We start from the raw sequence: 25,384 nt of genomic DNA, 5'->3' as shown, positions 1-25,384 counted from the left end.
TCTCCTTTACGCCAACCAATCAAGTAAACGATGATACTTACTTGCTAAATTGATCAGTAATCCTTTCTGACTTGAAAACGGAAATGGTTTTAACTTCATTTGTCCAAATCGATACATTTCTTCACTTTCTTTCACAACGTATTGTGCAAGTAATTTTCCAAAAAGAGTAGCTAAAGAAGCACCGTGACCACAATAACCTGCAGCGAAGAATGTGCCATCTTCCATTCTTCCGAGTACAGGGAACATATCTCTAGTTACACCAATTAATCCATCCCAGCGATAAGTAACATTACATCCCTTTAAATCGGGGAAGACATTAATCATCGCGTCGTACACTTCGTTGTATACGCTTTCACCGCGGTTCGGAATAATATCTCCTCCACCAAATGCAATTCGGGAATCTGGTGTCCTCCGGAAATAGTATAAGAAGTTACTCGTATCAAATATCATTTGTCCTTTTGGAAGAAGTCTTTTTAGCGTGGTTTCTGGTAAAATTTCTGTCGCAATGATCTGACTACTAATAGGAAGAATCCCCCGATGCAAAGGTTTCATTATTTTTTCAGAATAAGCATCTGTAGCCATAATGAGTTCTTTTGCTTTTACTCTTCCTGATTCTGTATATACTTCCACATATCCTGAATCTCTTTTCACATTTAAAACTTTCGATTTTTCATAGATCTTTGCACCATGTGATTCAGCCGCCTCCGCTAAACCAAGTACATAATTTAAAGGATGAAAGGAGAAAGCCAAAGGATCTTCCAAACCGCCATGATATGCTGTTGAATTGATCACCTCACCCATTTGATGTTTTTCTATTATTTTTGTTTCATATCCAAAATGCTTGTTGACGTATTCACTTTCTTTCTTCATCCCTTCGAAGTGCTTTGCTTTAAAAGCAGCAACAACATATCCTGTTTTTTGGAAGGAACAATCAATCTGATAATCATTTATTAATTGCTCAACAAGTTGTAAACTCTCTAATGAAAGTTCATTAAGTTGTTTTGCTTCATCTAAGCCCCACTTATCGACAAGCTCTACTAATGTAGGTTTGTATCCAGGCAAAAGCATCCCACCGTTACGGCCACTTGCTCCCCAGCCCACGGTTTCTTGTTCCAATACAACCGTGTTATACCCCTTTTGCTGTAAATGGAGGGAAGCAGATATACCAGTAAAGCCACCTCCTACAATGACTACGTCAGTAGTTTCATTTCCTATTAGTACAGGTCGATTTTTTTTTGGATTGGCTGTAGCAGCCCATAATGATAAACTGTTCATGAAAATGCGACTCCTTTTTAGTAGTTTCATTAATTTTTTTCCTTCATAATTTCATATCACAAATTATTATTCACCATTTAGAAATACAATTTCCGCAGCCACACAATTACCTCCTTTTTTTCTGAAAAATTATTTAGAATTTTTCATATATTTTGATTGTTTTGTAAAATCTCTATAATTATAATAATTGTTAGGTTTAACTTTATGTCAATAGCATATTATTGGATTTTTTCTTAAAAATATGGAGTTAATGACCACTTTTTTAGGAGTTTGGAGGGGGTAAAATTGAAAATCGGATCTTTTGCGAAACTTTTTAATGTTTCTATCGACACTATTCGTTACTATATAGAACTAGGGCTTTTAGTTCCGGAGAAAAAGGGAACCCAGTTTCATATGAATCAATCCTGCCTTGATGACATGAAATTAATATTAGAACTAAAGACTCTGCAATTCTCATTAAAAGAAATTCAGCAATTCCTTTCGTACAAACGTTTAACGATTAATATTGACATTGGCTATTACAAAAAACTCTTATTGGAGAAGAAAAACACTTTTTTAGAAGCAAAAAAGGAACTAAACCGATTCATTAAGCTTTTGGATAATAAATTACATTCCCTCGATCAGCCTAGTGTTTCATGTAGTTCTACCGGTGTCCCAATATCATTTGTTCCATTTTTTTATTGTCCGTATTGTAAAATCCCATTGATTATTTCTGATGCATCCATATTGAACAGTAATATTTCTGAAGCAAAACTAACTTGTTCATGTGGTTATTTTACCTCGATACAGGATGGAATAATTATTACTTCAAATTTAGAGGAATCTCCCTACTGCATCCTAGATGATGATACAATGACAGAATTCAATCCAAACTTTGTCAGTTTAAGAGAAAAAGGCGATCAATGGATCATTAAGTTATTGAAGGAACAAAATTTATCCAATAAAGTCGTAATTGAAACAAATATTGATGTCTCTGTTTCCTTACCAAAGTACGTATCATCACTTGACCTTGACACCTTTTATATTTTTTGTGGATTCTCTTTGACTATGATTAAAAAATTGAGGCAGTTTATCGAAAGAAACAATCCGAAACTTCATGTCATTTATATTCAAAATACTGACTATAATCTTCCTTTAAAACCAGGGTCAATAGATATCATAATAGATAGTATTACCATAAACGATATTTGTTCGAATAAGAATGTTTTCCCCATTACTTTATTGCAAACTTATATTAATCAAGATACTAAGGTTATTGGTAACTACTTATATTACCATGAAGGAGCAACCTCTTTACTAAATTTTCGTACGCTTTATCCGAATTCACATCAACATGTCTTATATCCAAATTATCTGGAGAATAATTTAGAGAAAGAAGGATTAAAGATTCAGTCCAAGGCAGTTATTGGTTCGACAGATAACCCTGGTATTTTTCTTGATTATCATGAACTAGGTGAAAAAGTGAATCTACTCGGTTATATTGCAGAACATATTATCTAGAGTGATAAAGCGATTAAACTGACTTTAATTTCAATGAAAAAGAGCATTTCCCCTTCTTAAAGAAATGCTCTTTTAACTAAACAACTTCTATGTATTCAATTGAAAATGAACCCCAAAATTGCTATTTAAAATTCATATTCATCACAGGGTGCAGGAGGTACAAACCACAAGTGGCCCATTCACTAATGATCATTGAGATTATTTAAGTTTAAAAACTAAAATTCCAATAATCATTATTGCTATTCCTATACCTTTATTGGCTGTAAATGCAACCTTTTCTGTTCCAAATAACCCGTAAGTATCAATGATTAATGCTACGATTAACTGAGATACCAGCAATAATGTAACCGCATAAGCAGGACCGAGTTTTGTTATTCCTTGCATAACAGTGTAAACAACAAACGCCCCAAAAACCCCACCCAAAAGGTAAACTTTATCAATCTCATTCCATTTACTAACGTTGCCGTCCCTTATAATCAAAAATAATAGCATAGACACAAGAAATCCTAACCCATGTACAACTGTATTAGTCTGCCATAGCCCAAGTTTTTCACTAAGTCTAGTATTAAAAACCGATTGAAGACTGATTAACACTCTGCGATTAATGAAAATATAACTCCTTGCATTTCCTTCCCTCCATTTTGCTATTCATATATATTACCAATAGCTAATTCCTTTAATTTTTGTATATCTTTTATGTAAAAAACTCCTTTTTTCCTTTCAATAATAGATTCTAAACTAAGTTTTTTTATGACCCTGTTTAAATGCCTGTAACTAGTACCAAGTAAATCAGCTAATTCAGTCAGTTTTGGCGTTTTCATTTCTTCAGAAAATATATAGTGGTTTTCTTCGTTAGTAATTGATATAAGATAACTGGCGAGTCTGTTTTCAACTGGATAAAGAAGAAAACTTGTAAAATTAGAAAATAAGTATAAATTATGACTAACTTTTTTAAGGATAAATTGTAGAAATTCAGGATTATTATAAAAATTTTTATATAATGTATTAAAATTAACTCTTATTAACAAACTCTCATATACAGATTCTACATTTATCATAATCTCATATTGAGTTGTAAACTCAATATCCCCTATAATTGCCAAAGGATTACTAAATCTTAATAGAAGAGATTTTCCATTTGGTAGTGTTTTAGATATTTTCAATTTACCTTTAACCAAGAAATACATTTGCTCTAGCTTATCCCCTTGCCTGCAAAGAATTTCTCCTTTATTCAATTGAAGCATTTGCATTTCTTGCAAAATTTCTTGATTGAACAGGTTATCTAATTTATGTTCTTGTAAGTAAAACTTTAGTAAGTCTTTATTAAAAATTTCATTCATTATAGCCCTCCTGTTGGTTATATATTCCATATATAAAATATTTCCTAAAATAAAAAAAGGACATATGTCATTATTTATTCATTTATCTTGCCTCTTTCATATGATTCATGGAATATACGAAGATTTTATTTTAGTAATTTGGTCTAAATCTATCTCTAAACCTATATTTTATATGAAAGATACAATTTAAGTATTTTTATGTAAAACATATCATGTGAAATGGGTGAGACCAAAATGTTTGTAGTTCATTTTTTCGATAACAAAAAACTTTTATTAAATCAGCTGCTTAAACGTGTTCCGTCCGTGGGTGAAGATTTAACAATTAAAGGCCGTAAAGGAAAAGTTTCGAGTGTTGTAAGTATTGATGAAAAAAACTATCATGTGCAAGTTTTGTTAGAAACCGTTAATAAAAATAAACTTATTGTAGATAATTCAAAAAAGAAAAAAAGGTAGGCTTTTTTGATTATCCCTTCCCTACTAGATAAAAGTTCAATTTAAAAAAATACTGAGGAAAATCAATCGGATGAGGGTAATTAAATAAAAACAAAAAGCAGACACATGTTAGATGTATCTAATATGTGTCTGCTTTTATCCTACATTTATTCTTACTTTTTTAAAACGGGGATCCATATTTCACTTCTAAATGTTGGTGAGGTTACATCTCTTTTTTCATTCCAAAGGATTTCTGGCCCTTCTATTGGTTCATAGTTAGAGGATGGAAACCATTCGGAATAAATTCGTCCCCATACATTTTGAAGTGTTTCAGGAAAAGGGCCGACTGCTTCAAATACCGCCCATGTAGATGAAGCAACTTCAAGCAGTGTTAAGTTATCTGGACAATCCCTTGTGGTTGCTACGCCTATATAATGATCAAGCTCCCCTTTTTCCTCCATCCTGCCTTCGGAAAAGTTCGTAGATGCGCTTAGCAATCCTGCAGGATCGACATTCGATAGTTTTTTAAGTTCATTTATGGTTCGCTCATCTAAACTTTCCCACATAGAAGCAATCTCAGGATTAACCCCATTAAAAATGATAGGAACTCTTTTTTTAATTCCAATAAGCCGAAATGCTTCTTTTTCTTCAATTCGATAGTTCAATTCTCTGCCTCCTTTAATAGATAATTGGAAGGACATCGGTGGATAGGCTTTAAGTGAATGGCCATTACTTCGCGCTTCTGATGGTGTGATACCATGCAAATTTTGAAACGCTCTTGCAAAAGAGTCTGGTGAGTTGTAACCGTACTTTATCGCAATATCAATGACCTTAATGTTGTTATCTCTAAGCTCAAACGCTGCAAGCGTAAGTCGTCTTCGGCGAATATACTCGGATAGTGTAATACCTGCAAGGAAGGAAAACATCCTTTTAAAATGATATTCCGAGCAGTAAGCCAGCCTTGCAACTTCTTTAAAGTCAATATCGTTTGTCAGATTTTCCTCAATAAATTTAATGGCACTATTCATATTTTTGAGCAAATCCAATTCAATGACCTCCTTATATAAAGAGAATAGCAGGAGTTTGATCTAATCATCCGACATTTTGTGCACCATTTTGTAGGGTTTATTCTTTTATCATACAGTTGCTAAGTCGCCTTGAAAATTTTTAGCATAAGTCATGGTTAAATGTACGCTCTTATCTTTCAACAAAGTTCCAACAATTGTTGAGGATCTACATAAATTATCAAAGAAAACCAGTTGTTTTTTTCTACTGGTTTACCATTTTATTTGGAGGCTATTGCCTATCAATGGAACTGCAAAATATTTTTACAAAATTAGGTCAACCATTCAATATTAGAATTCGTTTACTTCACACATTACTTTCCTTTTCTTAAGGAATTATTTCTTTATAGCATCCCGTAAGTTTACAATGTTATTAGAATTTATTGCCCATTTGCTCATAAGTTCTTTTTGTCTCTTCTTTAAGTCGTCATAAGGTTCTTCAATTAGTTCCACTTCTTTAAATCTTTCATCAAAAATGTTTGTACTCTTTATTTTTCTAAACCCACCAAAACCCAAGTCATCATTTAACAACCAAACTACTTTTTTTATATTTGCAAACAAAATCCCACCTGTACACATTGGACAAGGTTCTAAGGAGGTATAGATAGTAAATATCTCTCGGTTAATTTTTGCATTTAATATTACTTGTCCAGCATTTCTTATGGCATCAATTTCTGCGTGAGCTGTGGCATCTTGCTGAGGATATACTCTATTTCTTCCTTTGGCAATTAAATTATAATTTTCATCAACAATAACGGCTCCTATTGGATATGTGTTCTCCTTTAAGGATCGTTCGGCTTCTTCAAGAGCCATTTCTAAAAAGAATCTATCTTTATCCATGTTGTTCAAAGTTTCTTTCACCCTCTCGATAATGACTGTCTTTCGCTAGCTTGAGCGTTAGTAAAAGAAGCGACTGTCCTTAATGAACAATCGCCCCGTTTAAAAAGAATACAACTAAATTAATTACTTTTTCCATTATGTATTAGATTGAGAGATAAGCCCACGTCCAATAAGGTTTGCAGACACAGGCTTTTTCCCTTCTTCCCTTGCCCAGATTGATAATTGTCCTATATGGTGAATTTCGTGGGCAATGACATGTCGTATAACCTCACCCCAAGTGTCAGTTACAATTCTTCCATCTGGTAGAGTATCGTATAATAGTTGATTTTCCATACTATCATCCCAATTGTTCACAAAGTTCTCCACTTCCGAACGAAATTCAGAGTCCAATTTTCGAACCTGATTCAAACTTTTATAACCATCGAAACTCTCATCAAAGTCTGTTTTACCTTGTAAAAGGCGTATCCAACTCCATTCCACATCAACTATATGGAAGAGTGTATGTAGTATACTACCTACTCCGCCAGTTCTTGTTCGTAGAAGTTCCTCTTCACTTAATCCTTCACACCACCGATACCATTCTTCTCTTACCATCCAGTTATATCTAAAAAGTGTCTTCACGAAATCCCTCCGTATTTAGAAAATTAGTCAAACGATAAATTATTTTAATATTAAAATAATTCAAAGTTCAATATAACTAATTCTACTAACCCAGTTTAAATTCCTTTTTCAACTCCTGATCCGTTAATTTAAGTGAAATTTTTCACTTATCAGTACTTCACCACAGAAAATATATAAAAATACGTTCTTATTTGATACTGGTTAATTAGAGGATTTAGTCTTTTTACAAAATAAAACAATAAGGCCCAAAATTATAATATTACCGAGCCAAGTAGGCACATTTATATGGGTTATTTTCTGAAATAAAATTAAAATGATTATCATAATAATTCCAATAAGTAGACCTTGTAATATAACCTTAATATTCATCTTTCACCTTCGATATCATTATAGTTATAATTATTTTACTAATTTGTAATAATCATTTACCCTCATCGTTGCTCATCCTATTACGGTTACCATACTGGATTTTTTAAAAAAGGGTTCCAAAAAACACTCTCCAGAACTCCCTCAACCATCCGTTAGAATTGGATTGTTATCTAATCCCTATCCTTTAAATCTTCCCATCACAACGGTATTATAGTAATTCCCGTCAGATAGAATTTTGTCTTTTTTTAAAATACCTTCCACTTCAAAACCATATTTTTCATAAAGCTTTATAGCTTTATCATTGGTTTCAAGAACATTTAAAGTTATTTTCTTTATTTCATTTGAATCTGCCCAATCAATAGATTCTTTTAAAAGGTTTCTTCCTATTCCATATCCCCAATATTCTTTTAATACACAGACTCCAAATTCTACTTTATGAGAAAATCTTTTCAATTTGTTCCCTTCACATCTTGAAAAACCTACAATTTTTTCATTAGCTTCAGCAACTAAAAATAGATTACTACTACTTTCTGTGTCATCTTTAATGATCTGTTTAAAACCTGATTCATCTATGTACGCCTCGCCTTTTTCTCGATCTAAATTTTCTGTTTCACCATCTATCTGCAATCTTACTTCAGACAAGCTTTTCGCATCTTTCACTATTGCAGACCTTACAATATAACGTAAATTATGAATACAAAATTCTTTTGGAGTAACCCTCATTACACTCCCCTCCCAAAACTTGTTCTCTAATATCCATATTTTAAAAATTCTTTATTGCTACCATAAAATACATTTAGGTCAATGGACTTTTCCTCTCCACTATATCCATCCAATCGTCCGCGGTCTGTGTACTGCCAAAATGTCCAAGCTCTTTTATCCAGCAAAGATGGTAGGCAAATAGATTCCTAGATCCCACAATAGAAAAGTCAAGAATACCATTTTATCTAAATTCTATTCTACAACTTTGCTACTAACCAGATCATTCTCATAAGAAAATGGCATTACTTTTTTGTTAAAGTAATGCCACGTTTAGTTGAATAATTATTAGCCATTACATTAGCTAAAATAGATTTCAATTAATCCTTTCTTAATATATGACAACTGGCTCGTTTTGGACAAGATTGTCATATACGGAAGCCATAACACTTGGCGGGACGTTGACACAGCCACCTGATCCTTGCGTTAGATAGGCATCACCTGCCCAGTTTCTCCGCCAGCCGGCATCGTGGAATCCGCAGCCACTGAGTGTAAAGGGTGCCCAATAAGTTACAGGAACCTCATAATTCGGATTACCTACTTCACTACCCCTAAGGATGGATGGTGATCGTTTAAACTCGATATACCACACTCCTGGAGGTGTATCCTGATCAACACCATGCCAGCCTGTAACCACATTGGTAGTGACCATTAATTGTCCATTTTTATAAATCCAAATCCGTTGTTCCGCAATGGATACTTCCGCATAAGTGTCGCCTATGCCATTGTTCGTTGTTGTTTGATAGCCGGTGCCATAGGTGCTCCAGCCATCCCCGTAAATAGCTTCGGCAGAAATTGATTTTTCGCCTTTTTCAAAGGCCTCCTGAATCAGCTTTGTTTCTTTATCAACATCAAGGGCCCAGCCATAGGACTCTCCTTTTACCGATATGACTGAACCTGAATGGGTCTTAAAGGAGAAATTTTTATTTAATGTTGATTGTGAACTATTAATCTCAGAAACTTTGTTCTTAATATCAGCCGGGTCAAAAACAACTTGCATATCTTTTGACAGAGAAGCATTTTTAATGACATCGCTGCCTTTTACAGAATAAACCTTATCCTGCACCTTATAATCAACGGTTTGTTGAAGAAAATCTTGAAGCATTTTCTCTTTTTTTGTTACAAGTGGACTGTCCTCTTTATTTGGCTGTAGGTATATGGGTTTCAAATGAATTTCACTTGTATATTCCTGTTTTTGATACTGCGTTATTAAATTGGCGACATCATATTGCGTTCCCGGAGTACTGTTGGAGATGATGATGTTGCCATTTTCCAAACGGACATCAGCATCTTGAGGGGCTTTTAAGCTCTCATTCATGAGTGTAAGCTTATCCTCTAATAGCTTTTTCAACGTTTGGCTTCGGTATTGATCGCCTTGACTTGGCATCAAGGAATAATTTTTTGCCTTTGAGGAAGGTAAGAACGTCCACTGGCTTCCTAATAATTTCTTGACACTGGGCAGATCCTCTTTCGTAAATCCCATCTTCGTATCTTTCCCATCAAATATTCGTTCTTTTCCAACATAAACTTCGTTTTTTAATACAGATGATTCTAGTTTTTTTAGTGCTTGATCTGCAGTCAGTCCACCGACCTTTATGTTATTGATGGTGATAAGTGCATTGAACCGGGTTGTCTGATAAAAGTAGATAGCTGTAAAAATGAGTGCAATTATAATGATTACGCTGATTGTAATGAACTTCCAGTTCATAAGCTTTCTGAATGTGTTAAACCGTCCTTTATCAATTTCTATTTCTACACCTGTTTCATTTAACGTACTTCTCACAAACCTTCCCCCTAACCTGTGTCCCAGACGTAAGTGTCATCTAACTTTATAACATCCTAAACTTTACTTTTTCTTAAGACATTAGTTTTAGTCTACTTGATTGAAAGATGTGAAATTTGTCATAATTTGTATTTAAGTTAATTAAATTTTTTAACATTCCTAATTTCCTAACCTTTTCTCATGCATTTTTCCACTTGTCACAATAGGAGGGACATATTTTATAAAATCCCGCAGCGAAAAATAAAAGAACCTAAAATTGGTAAACTAAAAATATTTTAGATTAAGGTACGATAAAAAGCAACGCACCGAGAGCGTTGCTTTATTCAATTCTTGCACCCTTCACATTAATATGCTAATACCAATTATCGAATTCTTGCCTTGCGAAAGCCATCATTTACAGTGATTACCGCAGATAAAATAAAGATGGAAATTCCTCCGCTAACTAACCACGTTTCAAATTGATTAGAAGTAATGGTAAATAAATTAGTCATATACGTAATAAAATCTTGGTTCAATATATTCGGGTTTCTTACTATTACAATGAATGTAATAGTAGCAATAAGCTGGAGAGCAGCATTACATAATGCCATTCTTTTCGTCCATTGTCCTTTGATTAGTTTGTAGAGTGCTAATGCTATTTCAAAACCGATCACAACAAGAACGATTGGCCAATACTCAAGTAATACTTCTTGATTGAAAGATGGAGTCACAAATTTAAATCTGTCGCCGCCTTCATATACACCTACTAGATGATTCGCATAAAAATAGAAAGTTGCCCAAATTGCAGTCCACATCAAACTTCCAAATACTTCAAGCTTCGAAATAGCTTTTTTCTTGGGAATAACAGAAATTTTTTTCAAATCATCAGGAGTCCATTTTGTTAACTTTGTTGTATATGGCTGACCATCTTTTCCTTTATCTGTTCGTTCCAAAATGGCAAAAACAAGTGTTAGCCAAAAAAAGGTTTGGATCCCTACTTCAATGATTCCCCTTATTCCTCCACCAATAATAGTCAAAACACTATTAATTACGGTTTCCTCACCACCATATCCAATAACATATTCAGCAATTACTGAGATCAAAGAAATAACAGTGGCAATCGGTAAAATCATTTTTAATAACGTAATATATACATCAAAATAACGTGGACCAATTAGATGCATTGGCTGATCTCGATATCCACTAGCTAATGTTACTGGGTTCCCCAATTTTTCAAGGACCGCCTTTACATCTTCTTCGCTATAGTTATCAAGAAGCATATCCTCAATGGTTGACCGTAACTCCAGAGCAATGTCCTCGCGATTTTTTTCAGGCAGCCTCCGAGTAACTTCGTGGATATATATATCAATCAAATTCATCCTCTTTTTCCCCCTTTAATAAGCCATAGAGCTCTTTCGAATTCTTAATCCATTCCCTTTTTAACTGCAAAAAGATCTCTAAACCATATTCACTTAAAACATAGTACTTACGGGGTCTACTCTCAGATGTGTCCCAACTACTCGTCACTAACTCCTGCTTTTCTAATCGGCGAAGCAATGGATATAAGGTACTTTGATCAATGGTGATGCCCGATTCCTCCAATAACTGAACAAGTGAATATCCATACTGAGGAGTTTGTAATTGACTTAAAACGGCTAATGTTAACGTTCCTCTCCTAAGCTCTGTAATTAATGAATTCAATAAAGTACTCATTCACCCACCTCGTTTTTTATTTGCTATATGTCATACAGTATACAATTTATACTATGTATCATACACTATTGCTGTTACAATATCAATTTAAAATAACAACCAATTTAAAATAATAAGAAAATTATTTAATCCTCCTATAGACTTCCCTTGTAAAAATTTTTAAATAAATTCGATACTTAGTTATTCGAATTCATATTCCATCATTATATATTGTTCAAAAAATATTTGACCTTTTAAAAAATGTGTATTAAAATTGCCATTAACAATAAATAACAAATCTAATTTAGCTATGAAAAGGACATGAATCATTTGGTTATTTTCTTACCAGAGAACAGGGTCATTGGCTGTAAGCCCTGAAGAAAATCGAATGGTTTACCACCTTGGAGCTATTGTAGGGAAATGGGTCAACCAGAATATCTACAATCGGTAAATCCGTTATCTTTTTGAGCAAAAAGCTGGCTTTGGCGCGCTTTTTGGAATTAGGGTGGTATCACGACCGCACTCGTCCCTACTGTTGGGGTGAGTGCGTTTTTTATTTTATAAAAAAATAATTAGTTATTGCGTTGAAAAGGACATGAATCATACGTTCATTTTCTTACCAGAGAACAGGGTCATTGGCTGTAAGCCCTGAAGAAAGGCGAATGGTTTACCACCTTGGAGCTATTGTGGGGAAATGGGTCAACCAGACTATCCATAATCGGTAAATCCGTTATCTTTTTGAGCAAAAAGCAGGTTTAGGCGCGCTTTTTGGAATTAGGGTGGTATCACGACCGCACTCGTCCCTTTTGTTGGGATGAGTGCGTTTTTTATTTTTAGAAAAGGAATAAGGAAATGCGATGAAAAGGACATGAATCATTTGAGTATTTTCTTTCCAGAGAACAGGGTCATTGGCTGTAAGCCCTGAAGAAAATCGAATGGTTTACCACCTTGGAGCTATTGTGGGGAAATGGGTCAACCAGAGTATCTATAATCGGTAAATCCGTTATCTTTTTGAGCAAAAAGTAGGCTTTGGCGCACTTTTTGGAATTAGGGTGGTATCACGACCGCACTCGTCCCTTTTGTTGGGATGAGTGCGTTTTTTTTATATAACTTTAAAATTAGGAGGACAAACATGATGAACCAAATGGAAGCAGAAAAAAGAAATCATCGAAAGTTAGGTCAAGAGTTAGAACTATTCGCTTCAATGGAAGAGGCTCCAGGAATGCCTTTTTTCTTACCAAATGGCATGGTCATTCGGAACGAACTTGAAAATCTCTGGAGAAAGAAACACCAAAGGGCAGGCTATCAGGAAATTAAAACACCCATAATGATGAAACAGGAACTTTGGGAACAATCAGGTCATTGGGATCACTATCACGAAAATATGTACTTTTCCAATGTTGATGGACAAAATTATGCCATTAAGCCAATGAACTGTCCTGGTGCTATCTTAATTTTCAACAGCAAGAGACGAAGTTATCGGGAATTGCCAATCCGTTTTGCTGAACTTGGATTAGTCCACCGACATGAACTTTCAGGTTCTTTAAATGGACTATTAAGAGTTCGTTCCTTTACTCAAGATGACGCACATTTATTTGTTCGAGTTGACCAGATTGAGTCCGAAATTGATAAGGTTCTAGCGTTAATTGATGAGTTTTACTCTCACTTTGGTTTTGACTATAAGGTAGAGCTTTCTACACGACCCGAAGAATTCATGGGTTCTGAAGAAATCTGGGATCAAGCTGAATTAGCATTGGAATCTGTTTTGAAGAGTAAAGGGGTTAATTACCAAATCAACCCTGGTGATGGGGCTTTTTATGGTCCGAAGATTGATTTTCATATTTTAGATTCACTAGGACGAAGCTGGCAATGTGGCACTGTCCAATTGGATTTTCAAATGCCTCAAAAGTTTGATTGTTCTTATGTGGGTGAGGATAATAAACTTCATCGTCCCGTTATGATTCATAGAGCCATCTTTGGTTCAGTAGAGCGTTTTTTGGCTATTCTAATTGAACACTTTGCTGGAGAATTTCCCCTTTGGCTATCACCTGTTCAAGCAAAAATAATTCCTATTTCGGAATCACAAGTAGCTTATGCAAATGATGTGAAATCCAACTTGGAAGCAGCAGGCTTACGTGTGGAAGTCGATTACAGGTCTGAGAAAATGGGATTGAAGATAAGAGAAGCAGAAAAACAAAAGATTCCTTATATGCTTGTTATCGGCGATAAAGAGGTCGAGAACCAATCCTTAGCGTTAAGAAAGCGAAAAGAAGGGAACATTGGTGTGATGAATATACAAGAAACAATTGAACGGTTCATGAATGAAATTAACCATAACAGATAAACCACATCAGAAGCCCGAGAGGATTATACTCCTTTTGGGCTTCAGTTCTTTACGTCTTTTCTTTTTCATGGTTTTTTCTCCTTTCTAGGTCGGTAAGTAATCATCTAGCCCGTCAAATTTTTATTTAAATTCCATTAAATTCATTGACGTAATACAAACACTTATTTATTATGTTTATATATACATAAACATAAATTACTTTTGTTTATGAAACGATTAATCTTTGATTGGTTGTGTTTTCATAATGGAAATTTCGGATTTTTTTTGGAACGCGTCATTAGAAGAACTTAAACGGGGATACATTCAAGATTTTGATTCTTATAAATGCCTGTTATGTGGGAAGGAATTCGAAAAAGGAATTATTTATCCTTATGAGGGGATTCTGTATGAAGCTGAAAGATATACACGTATTCATATCGAAAGGACACATAATTCGGTATTTGATTCCTTAATAAGACTGGATAAGAAATTCACCGGTCTTACTGACCATCAGAATCAACTCCTTAGTCTCTTTTATCAGGGAAAAAGCGATAAAGAAGTCCAAATGGACATGGATATTGGAAGTACCTCCACCATTAGGCATCACCGTTTTGCACTAAAAGAGAAGGAGCGTCAAGCAAAGATTTTTTTAGCAATAATGGAACTATTAAAAGATAGAGATCAGTATGCACCAGCTTTTATACCTCCTCATAAAACAGCCAGATTGGTAGATGATCGATACGATATTACACTAGATGAACAGGATGAAACTATTAAGAAATTCTTCCCTGAAGGAACAAGCGGAACCTTAAAGAAATTCCCTCCTAAGGAAAAGCAGCGGCTTATTGTCCTTCGGGAAATCGCGAAAAACTTAGATAGTGAACATACTTATGATGAAAATGAATTAAATCAAATATTAAAAACCATTTATGATGATTATGTCGTAATCAGAAGATATTTATTCGAATACGGCTTTTTAGACAGAAAACCAGACGGAAGCCAATACTGGCTAAAAAAATAAACGTAGAAAGAAGGTAAGAATAAATGGACCGAAAAAAAGAACTTAAAAAAATTTATAAAGAAATACCTATTGAAGCAGGAGTCTATCAAATTAAAAATAGCAAAAACCAAAAAATTTTTATCGGAAGCACTAAAAATTTGAAATCCCTAAATGGGGTAAAGGTAATGCTTGAAACAGGTACCCATTCCAATAAGGCACTTCAAGAAGAATGGATCCAATTTGGGAAAGACATTTTTACTTTTGAAGTATTAGAGATCCTTAAAAAGAAAGATGACCCGTATTTTACCGAGAAAGAAGCATTGTTAGAACTTGAGGAAAAATGGTTAGAACAACTTAAACCTTATGGAGAACGAGGATATAATTCCAAAAAAATCCATTAATTTTTTTTATTAGAATTTAAAAGCTCATTCTACTTATCACCATTTATCTGCAAAAGTAAATCCTTTAAAACATGGTTGAATTATATTTATAAATTAAATGAGGCTATCTGTTATAAATAGCCTCATTTTTTTGTTGAATCCTGCTCCGTTAGAACAAGAAGAAAAATGGATCGCTGTTGCAATCCCAATCCTCAGCTCAAGCCCCATTTATTCGAAGAAGAACCCCTATTTAAAGTATAAAAATTAGTCTTTAAAAGATAACCCCTTTTCCTTTAATGCAGACCTAAGTTTCGGTAAGGAAGCAGGTCCCATACCATGAAATTTTAAAATCTCTTTTTCACTATATGATGATAACTTCTGTAATGATGTTACATCATTGTTTTCCAACGCTCGTCTTGCTGGTGCTGAAAGCATTGCAAGAAATCCATTTTCAGGTCTTCGTTCCCGCTCGCAAATCGGACAAGTTGAACAATCGCTACTTTTATAATATTGATGTCCTTTGTTACAAATCTTTAAATTTTTATTTGGAGTTGTCATGTTAAAATGTCTCCTTGCTTTATGAAATTTTCATATTAATAGTTCAAGGACTGAGAGGCGATTACCTTCTTGAATATTTACACCCGTTTGTGAAACATAAATTTCGATAAATTTTCTATTCCCAAACTTTGTATTGTTTCGCAATGTTTTCTATGCTTATCTTTCCACGTTGCATATTTGGTGGACAAGAACCATTATATTTTACTATTTTCTCGTTAATTTCATCAATTGAGCTTTTTATTTTAGTTTCAATGGCATTTTGTTCAATCATTTTCAATGTTAAAGCAATTTTCTCACGTATTTCCTTTTGTATACTTATCCAAGGGGGTAAATAACCTGCATTTTTTGCAGTATTTAAAAAATTACTGTATGTATCTCCACTATAGAAATTTTTTGGAAATGGTTTTCCGAAACCAGGGTTTTTCTTCATTTCGTCATCAATTTTAGAATCTTTGATAATTCGATCAATCAAATTATCATTACCACTATTATCACGGTTCCCCATATAAGTCTCCCCTTTTTAATCATATATTGTCATTACATTATATTCACAAACTTATTCTCCACTTATTGCGTTTTATCTTCGTAGTGGCAAAGAATTAATTCTTAATAACTAAAATCACCAAAATAATTGAAGGTACAAAACATGCCTATAAAGTTTGTTTTTATTGCATTTATTAGGGAGTGAAGAAAAATTATGGTTTCAAATATTGATCACAAATCTCCATCAACCCAATACTCATTTGACATAAATAAAAGTCCCTTTTTTAAAAAAGACACCAACAACTATATAAACATATTAGGTGTGGAACAGTTGAATACATTGGAAAATGTTTCGCTGTTAGACATTTTCCTTAGTACTAATAATGTTGTAGAACCTCACTATCACCAAAATGCTGCACAGCTAGTCTATTGTATTTCTGGTGCTGCGACTGTATCAATGTTAAATCCATTTACAAAGCAAATTCTCAGTTACTATATTTCACCGGGACAAGTGGCAAACGTTCCACAAGCTTGGTGGCATTATGAAGTAGCTGCTGTTGATAACACTCATCTTTTGACGATTTTTAATGCACCCACTCCACAAGTAATTTTGGGCTCTGACATCTTAAAGTTTACGCCTTCAAATATTATGTCACATACTTATTGTATGAATGAAAATCAGTGGAAACAAATTACTGCATCAGTAAAACCCGAAACCTATATAGGCCCCTACCAGAATTGCAATAGAGGACCAGAAAGTATGCCCCATCAATATTTAAACCAACACTTCCAATACAACCAACAAACCCTTATTTTTTCCAGCATCTGCAATATTGGTGATAAAAGGATGAAATCCACTACCGGCATGGAAATTCCATGTCTTTTTTGTTGTTCCACTTTGGCTCAAATGCAAATTTAAGTACTATGCTTCTTACACTATTCTGCGTATTACTACCATACGAAAAAGCTCGTCGGAACAACCCTACTTTGTTGAATTCAGGACCCGTTAGTAAACATAATGATATGTTTTTCAATCAACAATTTGCCCGTGGTGAATATGAATCAATCATTGAAAACATTACTTAATAAACGTATATAAATTTATTTAAGGAGATTCTCAATGAGAAAAATTCTACAACGTTTCTTTGTGTTCTCGTTTTTTATCAACCTTCATCTTTATGGTTATCATCAAAATGGTGCAGCAGCACAAACCATAACACTTCCACAGCCGGGAATGAAGGTGTATCAAAAGAATACCGCTTTGGTGATCACTGATCCGCAAAATGACTTTTTAAGTCCAAAAGGTGTAGCATGGGATTTAGTTAAAGACAGCGTTGCTAAAAATCATACGATTGAGAACATTGAATTATTATTAAAAACAGCAAAGGAAAATAAGTTCCAAGTTTTTGTGTCCCCTCATTACTATTATCCCTATGACCTAAAATGGAGGTTTGGGGGAGCTATGGAACATTCGATGCACAATCTCAAAATGTATCAGCGTAAAGATCCATTATCACTTAAAGGCTTTAAAGGTTCTGGTGCGGACTTTCTTGAACGATATAAGCCTTATATTCAAGATGGGCAAACCATAATCACAAGTCCGCATAAAATTTACGGACCCGAAGCCAATGACTTGGTTTTGCAACTGCGAAAACACGGAATTACCCGCGTCATTCTTGCAGGTATGGCTGGGAACTTGTGCGTTGAATCTCACATGCGCGAACTAATTGAACAAGGATTTGAAGTGTCAGTAGTACACGACGCAACAGGTTCCGTAAAGATAAATGATTTAGATGGAGACAAGGCTGCAAAAATAAACTTTCGTATAATTGCTAGTGCCTCATGGTCTACAAATGAAACTATAGATAAAATGAAATCAAGTAATAGATAAAAGCCTCCAGTTTGGAGGCTTCCCAGTGTAGACATTATTCATCTTCTAAAAAAACTTCAAAATCCTTAACATGAACCGCATTCCCTGTAATATCAACATCATAAAACTCACTATTTTTTGAAATCCGTACCATAACTCGACCATCTTTTTGAATTTCGTAACCTTGCTCAACAATAAGATTTAGAGGTTCATCAAAAATGTTGTTTTTTATATATTTAGCATAATATGCTCCCATTACACCTGAAGCGGTTCCCGTAACTGGATCCTCAATTGTGCCAGAATAAGGTGAAGAAAAGTGTCTGGCATACATATCAGCGTTAGAATCATTGGTTTCCAAACAGAAAGGATGGATAGATGATTTAGGCATTTCTTTCAAAATAGTAGGGAAATCCTTATTTTTAGGTTTCATTTTATTAAAAGCATTAAGTTGTTTTATTGGAATTAATAGAGTCCAGGTACCAGTACTCCCATATAGAATCGGTAAATCATTACGAATATCCGATTCTTGTAATCCTATCGAATTTGCTAGATCTTCCTTCGAACCTTTATATTCTTCAAATTGAGGTGAAGCTTGTTTCATAGTTATTAAAATATCACTATCAGTAGTTGAGTTAATTTTTATCGGCAAAATCCCTACTTTTGTTTCAATGGTGAAATTCGTTTTATCCCCTAATACCCCTTTGGTTTTTAATGCATACACAGTAGCCATTGTTCCGTGACCACATAAATTCATTTCGTGTCCTGGTGTAAAAAAACGTATTCTAATGTCAGCTACATCTGACTTAACTACAAAAGCTGTTTCATTAAATCCTACTTTGAAAGCTATTTCTTGCATTTCTGTCTCGGTTAAGTCATCACCATTTAATACTACTCCAGCAGGATTCCCTTTATTAGGTTCTTTACTAAACACATCATAATGATGAACATCAATAGATTTCACATCATTTCCCCCAATATACAATTTAAAATGTTTTCACTATTTTCCCCATCAATAATTGCTTGCTTGTTTCACTTACGCTCACGTTCGTTAAAAATTTATTCTGGCTTTTTGTAAAAATTATATACAGTTGAAAGATTCCGTTTTATTCCATTAGGACTCTTCCAATTATTATATTCAGCAGGCGTTGAAAATCCTGACATAAAGTTCTCTTGCGATAAGTTGTATCGCTGAGCTTCCTTTGCTTTCTGTATTAAAATTGATAAATAATCGATTAATATATCACATAACTTCAAATTACCTACACATCCGTGCCCCGGTACAATTGTTTCTATATCTATTTGTTTTACTTTATTCAAAATAGCAACAAATTCTTCAGGGTTATAAATAGGTACATGGGTCTCCACTGTTACAATGTCCCCCATAAATGCTATTTTTTCTTCTGGTAAATAAAGAAAACAATCACTTGGTGTGTGCCCCCCACCATAACAGTGTAATTCTACATTACGTTTCGACCCGTGAATAACTAGATTTTTTTCAAAAATCAAATTCGGTAGTACCATTTTTAAATAAGGTACTGCCTCTAGAACTTTAGACATTTCTTTAAATTGATTTAACAAGCTATGCTTTAATATAGTGTCAGTGGTTGATTCTATTTGTTTTTCTAGAGATTTTAAATATTGTCCCATTTCTTCCTGTTCTTTTTCAACGTTATCAATCACATTTTTTTCTTCAAATAACTTTCGAGTTAAAGAAGTAGAAATGATAGTAGAATCTATGAACACTTGGTTTCCAAACACATGATCACCATGATAATGGCTGTTTATTAAGTATTTCACTTTTTTTCCTGTAATCTCTTCTGCTTGTTTCAATAATTCCTTCGCAGCTATCGGGGTAGAGAATGAATCAAACACAAGTAATTCATTGCCTAAATCTACAAACCCAGCATTGCTCCACGCACCTTCACCAGGGTTTGCAATCGCTGCATAAACTCCGTCAGATAGTCTTTGTAAATTGAAATATTTAGTCTCAACGATATTCATTTATTAGCACCTTCTTACTCTTTTGATTTATCAGATTTCAACTACATAGAAAATGCTAAATTTTCAATAACGTTATATATTCCCCTTCATTAATAAAATTCCTTCTTAAACCTAAATAACAGCTTAGTTATATAAAAACACTGCAATTCTTTCATTAATTCCTTGAGTGTATCTGACCCCACTGAAAAATATTTTTTCCCTACCCTGTCCTTTTACCCCCCTTTTTCCCTATATATAGTATGAAAGAAAAAATGCATGAGTGGATGGAAGATACCACTCTATAAAATAGGAGGAAAATGATATGAGTAAATGTTTGATGAATGAAGCGCCGCTGATGATTATTCCGTCTTTGGCAGTGAAAATTGGAATTAATGAGGCCATTGTCCTGCAGCAAATTCATTTTTGGCTGTCGTCTAGTAAGCATGTCATCGAAGGGCGGAAATGGATTTATAACACGTATAAGGATTGGCAGAAGCAGATGCCGTTCTGGTCGGAGAGTACGATCAAACGTGCGATTCACTCGCTGGAGAAACAGGGCTATTTGATCTCTGGGAATTGGAATAAAACCAAAATGGACAATACAAAGTGGTACACGATTGACTACGAACGGGTGGAGGTCTTAGACGAACACGCGTCTGAGCCATCAATGGATCAGGATGAACCATCTTCGGATTCAGACTGGATCGTAGATGAAACTAGCCTGAACCAAGCAATACCAGAGAGTACTTCAAAGATTACTTCAGAGAAAAAGATCCCTGTCGTCGAAATCATTCAATACCTTAATGAAAAAACAAAAGCCTCCTACAAGCCAAGTAATCATAAGACGCAAAACATCATCCGAGCCAGATTAGGAGAAGGCTTTACCGTAAACGATTTTAAATATGTGATTGACATTAAGACAGCAGAATGGCTACCTGATCCCCACATGTATAAATACCTAAGACCAGAAACATTATTTGGTACGAAATTTGAATCGTATCTTAACCAAAAGCCTTTCAAAAAAATCTTACGTGAGGAGGACTTTAATTTAGAGGATGAAGAGGGAGTCATTTGATGTATTGAAAAAAATAGCAGACATTTTTGACCAGTTTGTCGTGGATTAGGAAAAAGTTAACCTCTGGTATAAAGTGCTAAAAGGGTATTCATTTGTAGACAAGCTAACCTGCTTTCTTATTTCAGCTATTTTTATGAAAAACAGTCTGGGGGTACGACCAAAAAAGAAAGGCAATCCAGATTGTCGGTAAAATCATCGAGCTCATAAGGGAATCCGACATTTGTAAGACCGTACATGATTGCATTCAGGGCACGTAAAAAGGCTTATGTCACTGATTTCATGCATTTTTCTCTATAGCAGGCAAGTAAAAAGGTTTACATGCCCGATTTCTTGCATTTTCACCGATACCGGGCACGTAAAATGTTCTACATGCCCGATTTCTTGCATTTTCACCGATACCGGGCACGTAAAATGATTTACATGCCCGATTTCTTGTATTTTCACCGATTCCGGGAAAATAAAATGATTTACATGCCCGATTTCTTGTATTTTCACCGATGCCGGGAAGATAAAATGATTAACTTGCCCGATTTCATGTATTTCTCCCAAATGGGCCTTATTAGTGACAAAAAACAAGAACCAAAGCTTCCAAACTGCTTCCAACAGGGTTTATTCATAAATGACAACGAATTTCTACTTCTTATCGAATTAACAGGTAGGTATACCAATTTTATTTAGAAAATCAACATGATAGTTTAACTTAGCCAAGTGAGTAAACCCAGGAAATGCTTTTATTCGTTAGTTGAGAAACGATAGCATATGGTTTCCTCATATTGACAAATCAAACATTTTCTAAGACTCGATGTAGAAGTTTCAAAAAATGTATGGCGACACTTGCTTTGAATGTTTTTTATATGTTTTTCTAATCGTTCAACATCTATTTCTTTCGCTTTTTTATTTCGGAGTACTGGATTCATGATTCTCTCATCCCAGCTTTTATTTATAAATTTCTCCACCATTATTTCTGAATTCGTCTGCTTTTTCTTTTAGACCTTCATCAATAATTGACTCAAAACCAAGGCCCTTTTCCCTTGCTAAGTCACGTATATCTTGTGAAATTCTCATACTGCAAAATTTCGGGCCGCACATCGAACAAAAATGGGATGTTTTTGCTCCTTCAGCTGGAAGCGTTTCGTCATGATATTCTAACGCTCTTTCAGGATCAAGAGATAGATTAAATTGATCTCTCCAGCGAAATTCAAATCTTGCCTTGGAAAGTGCATCATCACGAATTTGAGCTCCAGGATGGCCTTTTGCTAAATCAGCAGCATGGGCGGCGATTTTGTAGGTGATAACCCCGGTTCGGACATCTTCTTTATTCGGCAGACCAAGATGTTCTTTTGGTGTCACGTAACATAGCATTGCGGTCCCAAACCAGCCAATCATGGCCGCTCCTATTGCGGATGTAATATGATCATACCCAGGTGCAATATCTGTTGTTAATGGTCCTAAGGTATAAAAAGGTGCCTCCTGACAAATTTCCATTTGCTTTTCCACGTTTTCTTTAATTAAGTGCATCGGAACATGTCCTGGACCTTCAATCATGACTTGAACATCATTCTTCCATGCTATTTTTGTCAGTTCTCCAAGCGTTTCTAATTCTGCAAATTGAGCCTCATCATTCGCATCGGCAATCGATCCGGGGCGGAGACCATCACCTAATGAGAAGGATACATCATACGTTTTCATAATTTCACAGATTTCTTCAAAGTGAGTATAAAGGAAGTTTTCCTTATGGTGAGCAAGACACCATTGAGCCATGATGGAGCCTCCCCGGGATACAATCCCTGTAACACGCTTTGCTGTTAAAGGGATGTATCGCAGTAGCACACCTGCATGTATGGTAAAATAATCAACGCCTTGCTCAGCCTGCTCAATTAAGGTATCGCGATATACCTCCCAAGTTAAATCTTCAGCAATTCCATTTACTTTTTCAAGTGCTTGATAAATAGGAACAGTTCCCACTGGTACAGGTGAATTTCGAATAATCCATTCACGTGTCGTATGTATATTCTTACCCGTTGAAAGGTCCATCATGGTATCCGCACCCCACCGCGTAGCCCATGTCATTTTTTCTACTTCTTCCTCAATCGACGAGGTCACAGCCGAGTTCCCAATATTCGCATTAATTTTCACATGAAACCGGCTTCCAATAATCATCGGCTCGCTTTCCGGATGATTGATATTCGCAGGTATAATAGCACGGCCCCGTGCAACCTCATCCCGGACAAACTCCGGGGTAACATTCTCTCTTATCGCGATAAACTCCATTTCAGGAGTAATAATCCCTTTACATGCATAATGCATTTGAGTTACGTTTCTTCCTTTTTTGGCTCTTAAAGGTTTTCGTTTCAATCCAGGAAAAATTTCTATATTTGCCTTCGGATCATGTTGTTTATACCCGTTATCCTCTGGTTTTACTTCACGGCCTTCATATTCTTCTACATCTTCATTTTTACTGATCCAGCTACGGCAAACAGGACTAAGACCCTTACGAATGTCAATCAAATGATCAGTGTCAGTATAGGGGCCACTCGTGTCATAAACTCGAACGGGCGGATTTTCCTCTTGTCCAAATGTTCCCGTTGTCGGACTTAGTTGAATTTCACGCATTGGAACCTTAATATCTGGTCTAGATCCCTCAATATAAACTTTCCTGCTTCCAGAAAAACTCGACATGATTGACAGATTAATCTCACTTAATGAACTCTTTTTCATCTTTTCATTCTCCCTTTTTATAGATTAAAAAGGACAGAGTCTGCTCAATAACCGCATGAAAAAAGCCGGGTCTATTTAAAAGACCCGGCTAATGTTAGCATAAACAGTAACGACATATTTGTCATTACGAATAGTAGATTCTAACTTCCCCACGCTGGTATGAACCAGATCAGGTCCTGAGGGTTAAGAAACTCCGTGTTTCTCTCTCAGCCCAACGTATTGGACACCCCTAGTATAAGATTATTAAATTGTACTACCAAATAATAATCCTATTACAATTAAATGTAAATAGTACTTTTTTCACTGTTTATATAATACTTTTCTATCTAATAAGCATATAAACAAATGTATTCCCTCATGATGTGAAATAAAACTTCTTCCATAATTCTTTCACTTAACTTCTTCGTAACGTTAATAAAGAAAAGGCGATCCTTAGTTATAGATACATCTTTACCCGAACGTAAAAAAATGATATTAACGATTCAAGGATATTAGCCGTTTCTTACTCTTACCTTGAATAATAGAATAATATTGATTAATTAAAAAGAGGTGATTATTTGTCTGGTTTTCAAGAACACCATCACCCCCAACATTGTTTCCAATATACGGCTCTTGGAGATTCCATTGGATTTGGAGTTGGTGCTACGAACAATTATGGATACGTTAATTACTTTCGTGACTTCTTGGATAAGCTATACCATTGTGTCAATTTAACTAATCGTGCCAATCCTGGTTTCACAAGCAGTGATTTGCTTAATCATCTTCAACACGATATAAACACCCGAAAAGCTGTTAAAAATGCGGATATAATCACCATTAGTATTGGTGGTGCCGATTTATTAAATTGCCTCCATACCTCTAATATTCCTGCCTGTTTATCAAATGCAGATTCAACTTTTGCCCAGAACTGGCCACAAATCATGAATGAAATTCGTAAGAGCATTAGATCTCATGCAGAAATATACGTAATGACCGTTTACAACCCTTTCAAAGGCGATGACCCAAATTACACTACTATAGAATTCTTTATTCAAAAGAATAACAGTGTTATTAACAAAAACCGTTCAATTTATCATTATAAAGTGGTTAATGTCCATAAGGATTTTCAAGGAAAATTCACTAATGGACAATGGAGGGTTTGTACTTGGACACATTTCTGTCAATCTCCGCCTGATCCGCATCCGACGGACAGAGGTCATTTAAAAATTGCCCGTTTACATGAATTAGAGTTCCTTAAAAATCATCGGTACAAGCTAAGACATCTAGATGATTAGTAGAAATAACGTTAGACTTTTGGTTTATTAAACACTTACAGAAGAGATGCTACGGTTCCCCAAAAATTT

The 25,384-nt window shown here is 34.9% G+C and carries 25 protein-coding genes, 1 pseudogene, 1 riboswitch and 2 other annotated features; of the genes and pseudogenes, 9 read left to right on the top strand and 17 right to left on the bottom strand.

Annotated elements, in window-relative coordinates; genetic code table 11:
• Positions 1-6: 6 nt before the first annotated feature.
• A complete protein-coding gene (locus tag BN1082_RS13425) occupies positions 7-1,275 on the bottom strand; it encodes an NAD(P)/FAD-dependent oxidoreductase (RefSeq protein WP_090635120.1) in 1,269 nt (422 codons plus the stop codon).
• Positions 1,276-1,560: 285 nt separating this feature from the next.
• Here BN1082_RS13425 and BN1082_RS13420 point away from each other — a divergent pair, with 285 nt between their 5' ends.
• Positions 1,561-2,775 carry a MerR family transcriptional regulator gene (locus BN1082_RS13420; RefSeq protein ID WP_176699781.1) on the top strand — a complete coding sequence of 405 codons (1,215 nt, stop codon included), beginning with the start codon at positions 1,561-1,563 and terminating at the stop codon, positions 2,773-2,775.
• Positions 2,776-2,973: 198 nt separating this feature from the next.
• On the opposite strand, the gene BN1082_RS13415 is transcribed toward BN1082_RS13420, so the two are convergent.
• The gene (locus BN1082_RS13415; RefSeq protein WP_245640424.1) at positions 2,974-3,369 is read right to left on the bottom strand and encodes a DMT family transporter; all 396 of its coding nucleotides are present in this window, start codon (positions 3,367-3,369) and stop codon (positions 2,974-2,976) included.
• 50 nt (positions 3,370-3,419) lie between these two features.
• Positions 3,420-4,115, bottom strand: a complete 696-nt coding sequence (locus BN1082_RS13410; RefSeq protein ID WP_090635118.1) for a Crp/Fnr family transcriptional regulator — start codon at positions 4,113-4,115, stop codon at positions 3,420-3,422.
• Positions 4,116-4,349: 234 nt separating this feature from the next.
• On the opposite strand from BN1082_RS13410, the gene BN1082_RS13405 reads away from it, so the two are divergent.
• Positions 4,350-4,568 carry a hypothetical protein gene (locus BN1082_RS13405; protein ID WP_090635117.1) on the top strand — a complete coding sequence of 73 codons (219 nt, stop codon included), beginning with the start codon at positions 4,350-4,352 and terminating at the stop codon, positions 4,566-4,568.
• A 152-nt stretch (positions 4,569-4,720) separates the two neighbouring features.
• Here the strand turns inward: BN1082_RS13405 and BN1082_RS13400 are convergent, their stop codons facing one another.
• From BN1082_RS13400 to BN1082_RS13365, 8 genes and pseudogenes are all read right to left on the bottom strand, one after another.
• Entirely contained in the window at positions 4,721-5,593 is an 873-nt protein-coding gene (locus BN1082_RS13400; RefSeq protein ID WP_090635116.1) for an AraC family transcriptional regulator, read from the bottom strand.
• A 354-nt stretch (positions 5,594-5,947) separates the two neighbouring features.
• Entirely contained in the window at positions 5,948-6,451 is a 504-nt protein-coding gene (locus BN1082_RS13395; protein ID WP_090636463.1) for a nucleoside deaminase, read from the bottom strand.
• Positions 6,452-6,586: 135 nt separating this feature from the next.
• On the bottom strand, positions 6,587-7,072 hold the full coding sequence (locus BN1082_RS13390) for a DinB family protein (protein ID WP_090635115.1): 486 nt from the start codon (positions 7,070-7,072) through the stop codon (positions 6,587-6,589).
• A 546-nt stretch (positions 7,073-7,618) separates the two neighbouring features.
• Positions 7,619-8,164, bottom strand: coding sequence for a GNAT family N-acetyltransferase (locus BN1082_RS13385; protein ID WP_090635114.1), 546 nt, complete (start codon positions 8,162-8,164; stop codon positions 7,619-7,621).
• Between the two features lie 26 nt (positions 8,165-8,190).
• A pseudogene (locus BN1082_RS28195) lies at positions 8,191-8,334 on the bottom strand (GH25 family lysozyme); the annotation flags it as partial.
• Positions 8,335-8,531: 197 nt separating this feature from the next.
• The gene (locus tag BN1082_RS13375) at positions 8,532-9,908 is read right to left on the bottom strand and encodes a L,D-transpeptidase family protein (protein WP_090636461.1); all 1,377 of its coding nucleotides are present in this window, start codon (positions 9,906-9,908) and stop codon (positions 8,532-8,534) included.
• Positions 9,909-10,345: 437 nt separating this feature from the next.
• Positions 10,346-11,341: an HAAS signaling domain-containing protein gene (locus BN1082_RS13370; RefSeq protein WP_090635113.1), complete on the bottom strand. Its 996-nt coding sequence runs from the start codon at positions 11,339-11,341 to the stop codon at positions 10,346-10,348.
• Positions 11,328-11,675, bottom strand: coding sequence for a PadR family transcriptional regulator (locus BN1082_RS13365; protein ID WP_090635112.1), 348 nt, complete (start codon positions 11,673-11,675; stop codon positions 11,328-11,330). Before BN1082_RS13365 ends, BN1082_RS13370 begins: the two co-directional genes overlap by 14 nt.
• Positions 11,676-11,955: 280 nt before the next feature.
• Positions 11,956-12,188, top strand: a binding site (T-box leader).
• A gap of 314 nt (positions 12,189-12,502) precedes the next feature.
• Positions 12,503-12,735: a binding site (T-box leader), on the top strand.
• A 51-nt stretch (positions 12,736-12,786) separates the two neighbouring features.
• On the opposite strand from BN1082_RS13365, the gene thrS reads away from it, so the two are divergent.
• The 3 genes from thrS to BN1082_RS13350 all read left to right on the top strand — a co-directional run bounded on the left by thrS (position 12,787) and on the right by BN1082_RS13350 (position 15,378).
• Positions 12,787-13,998 carry a threonine--tRNA ligase gene (thrS, locus tag BN1082_RS13360; protein WP_090635111.1) on the top strand — a complete coding sequence of 404 codons (1,212 nt, stop codon included), beginning with the start codon at positions 12,787-12,789 and terminating at the stop codon, positions 13,996-13,998.
• A 244-nt stretch (positions 13,999-14,242) separates the two neighbouring features.
• A complete protein-coding gene (locus tag BN1082_RS13355) occupies positions 14,243-14,998 on the top strand; it encodes a DUF2087 domain-containing protein (RefSeq protein ID WP_090635110.1) in 756 nt (251 codons plus the stop codon).
• Between the two features lie 23 nt (positions 14,999-15,021).
• Complete coding sequence (locus tag BN1082_RS13350) at positions 15,022-15,378, top strand: GIY-YIG nuclease family protein (protein ID WP_090635109.1); 357 nt, start codon at positions 15,022-15,024, stop codon at positions 15,376-15,378.
• Between the two features lie 243 nt (positions 15,379-15,621).
• On the opposite strand, the gene BN1082_RS13345 is transcribed toward BN1082_RS13350, so the two are convergent.
• Together BN1082_RS13345 and BN1082_RS13340 are read right to left on the bottom strand one after the other, a co-directional pair.
• Positions 15,622-15,915, bottom strand: coding sequence for an RNA polymerase alpha subunit C-terminal domain-containing protein (locus BN1082_RS13345; RefSeq protein ID WP_090635108.1), 294 nt, complete (start codon positions 15,913-15,915; stop codon positions 15,622-15,624).
• A 115-nt stretch (positions 15,916-16,030) separates the two neighbouring features.
• Positions 16,031-16,420 (bottom strand): DnaJ family domain-containing protein, encoded by a 390-nt coding sequence (locus tag BN1082_RS13340; protein WP_090635107.1) that lies wholly within the window; start codon positions 16,418-16,420, stop codon positions 16,031-16,033.
• Between the two features lie 192 nt (positions 16,421-16,612).
• Here BN1082_RS13340 and BN1082_RS13335 point away from each other — a divergent pair, with 192 nt between their 5' ends.
• Positions 16,613-17,317, top strand: coding sequence for a cupin domain-containing protein (locus BN1082_RS13335; protein WP_090635106.1), 705 nt, complete (start codon positions 16,613-16,615; stop codon positions 17,315-17,317).
• Between the two features lie 201 nt (positions 17,318-17,518).
• Complete coding sequence (locus tag BN1082_RS13330; RefSeq protein ID WP_090635105.1) at positions 17,519-18,289, top strand: cysteine hydrolase family protein; 771 nt, start codon at positions 17,519-17,521, stop codon at positions 18,287-18,289.
• Between the two features lie 34 nt (positions 18,290-18,323).
• Here the strand turns inward: BN1082_RS13330 and BN1082_RS13325 are convergent, their stop codons facing one another.
• A complete protein-coding gene (locus BN1082_RS13325) occupies positions 18,324-19,229 on the bottom strand; it encodes a PhzF family phenazine biosynthesis isomerase (RefSeq protein WP_090635104.1) in 906 nt (301 codons plus the stop codon).
• A gap of 95 nt (positions 19,230-19,324) precedes the next feature.
• A complete protein-coding gene (locus tag BN1082_RS13320; protein ID WP_090635103.1) occupies positions 19,325-20,269 on the bottom strand; it encodes an MBL fold metallo-hydrolase in 945 nt (314 codons plus the stop codon).
• 301 nt (positions 20,270-20,570) lie between these two features.
• On the opposite strand from BN1082_RS13320, the gene BN1082_RS13315 reads away from it, so the two are divergent.
• Positions 20,571-21,323: a conserved phage C-terminal domain-containing protein gene (locus BN1082_RS13315; RefSeq protein ID WP_090635102.1), complete on the top strand. Its 753-nt coding sequence runs from the start codon at positions 20,571-20,573 to the stop codon at positions 21,321-21,323.
• A gap of 291 nt (positions 21,324-21,614) precedes the next feature.
• Here the strand turns inward: BN1082_RS13315 and BN1082_RS13310 are convergent, their stop codons facing one another.
• Both BN1082_RS13310 and thiC read right to left on the bottom strand, forming a co-directional pair.
• Complete coding sequence (locus BN1082_RS13310) at positions 21,615-21,926, bottom strand: hypothetical protein (protein WP_176699780.1); 312 nt, start codon at positions 21,924-21,926, stop codon at positions 21,615-21,617.
• A gap of 333 nt (positions 21,927-22,259) precedes the next feature.
• Complete coding sequence (gene thiC, locus BN1082_RS13305; RefSeq protein ID WP_090635100.1) at positions 22,260-24,041, bottom strand: phosphomethylpyrimidine synthase ThiC; 1,782 nt, start codon at positions 24,039-24,041, stop codon at positions 22,260-22,262.
• Positions 24,042-24,170: 129 nt separating this feature from the next.
• A riboswitch (TPP riboswitch) is annotated at positions 24,171-24,282 on the bottom strand.
• Between the two features lie 316 nt (positions 24,283-24,598).
• Between thiC and BN1082_RS13300 the strand changes: the two genes are divergently transcribed.
• Positions 24,599-25,315, top strand: coding sequence for a GDSL-type esterase/lipase family protein (locus BN1082_RS13300; RefSeq protein WP_090635099.1), 717 nt, complete (start codon positions 24,599-24,601; stop codon positions 25,313-25,315).
• Positions 25,316-25,384 lie beyond the last annotated feature (69 nt).

The organism is Neobacillus massiliamazoniensis, assembly GCF_001048695.1.
Taxonomy (GTDB): Bacteria; Bacillota; Bacilli; order Bacillales; family Cytobacillaceae; genus Neobacillus; species Neobacillus massiliamazoniensis.
Note: the sequence above shows the minus strand (reverse complement) of the source record. Positions and strands in the feature narration are given on the sequence as shown.

Coding starts and splice junctions, on each gene's coding strand:
- BN1082_RS13425 (WP_090635120.1), bottom strand. CDS start 1,275: ATGAACAGTTTATCATTATGGGCTGCTACAGCCAATCCAAAAAAAAAT.
- BN1082_RS13410 (WP_090635118.1), bottom strand. CDS start 4,115: ATGAATGAAATTTTTAATAAAGACTTACTAAAGTTTTACTTACAAGAA.
- BN1082_RS13405 (WP_090635117.1), top strand. CDS start 4,350: ATGTTTGTAGTTCATTTTTTCGATAACAAAAAACTTTTATTAAATCAG.
- BN1082_RS13395 (WP_090636463.1), bottom strand. CDS start 6,451: ATGGATAAAGATAGATTCTTTTTAGAAATGGCTCTTGAAGAAGCCGAA.
- BN1082_RS13385 (WP_090635114.1), bottom strand. CDS start 8,164: ATGAGGGTTACTCCAAAAGAATTTTGTATTCATAATTTACGTTATATT.
- BN1082_RS13375 (WP_090636461.1), bottom strand. CDS start 9,908: ATGAACTGGAAGTTCATTACAATCAGCGTAATCATTATAATTGCACTC.
- BN1082_RS13370 (WP_090635113.1), bottom strand. CDS start 11,341: ATGAATTTGATTGATATATATATCCACGAAGTTACTCGGAGGCTGCCT.
- BN1082_RS13365 (WP_090635112.1), bottom strand. CDS start 11,675: ATGAGTACTTTATTGAATTCATTAATTACAGAGCTTAGGAGAGGAACG.
- thrS (WP_090635111.1), top strand. CDS start 12,787: ATGATGAACCAAATGGAAGCAGAAAAAAGAAATCATCGAAAGTTAGGT.
- BN1082_RS13355 (WP_090635110.1), top strand. CDS start 14,243: ATGGAAATTTCGGATTTTTTTTGGAACGCGTCATTAGAAGAACTTAAA.
- BN1082_RS13350 (WP_090635109.1), top strand. CDS start 15,022: ATGGACCGAAAAAAAGAACTTAAAAAAATTTATAAAGAAATACCTATT.
- BN1082_RS13345 (WP_090635108.1), bottom strand. CDS start 15,915: ATGACAACTCCAAATAAAAATTTAAAGATTTGTAACAAAGGACATCAA.
- BN1082_RS13340 (WP_090635107.1), bottom strand. CDS start 16,420: ATGGGGAACCGTGATAATAGTGGTAATGATAATTTGATTGATCGAATT.
- BN1082_RS13335 (WP_090635106.1), top strand. CDS start 16,613: ATGGTTTCAAATATTGATCACAAATCTCCATCAACCCAATACTCATTT.
- BN1082_RS13330 (WP_090635105.1), top strand. CDS start 17,519: ATGAGAAAAATTCTACAACGTTTCTTTGTGTTCTCGTTTTTTATCAAC.
- BN1082_RS13320 (WP_090635103.1), bottom strand. CDS start 20,269: ATGAATATCGTTGAGACTAAATATTTCAATTTACAAAGACTATCTGAC.
- BN1082_RS13315 (WP_090635102.1), top strand. CDS start 20,571: ATGAGTAAATGTTTGATGAATGAAGCGCCGCTGATGATTATTCCGTCT.
- thiC (WP_090635100.1), bottom strand. CDS start 24,041: ATGAAAAAGAGTTCATTAAGTGAGATTAATCTGTCAATCATGTCGAGT.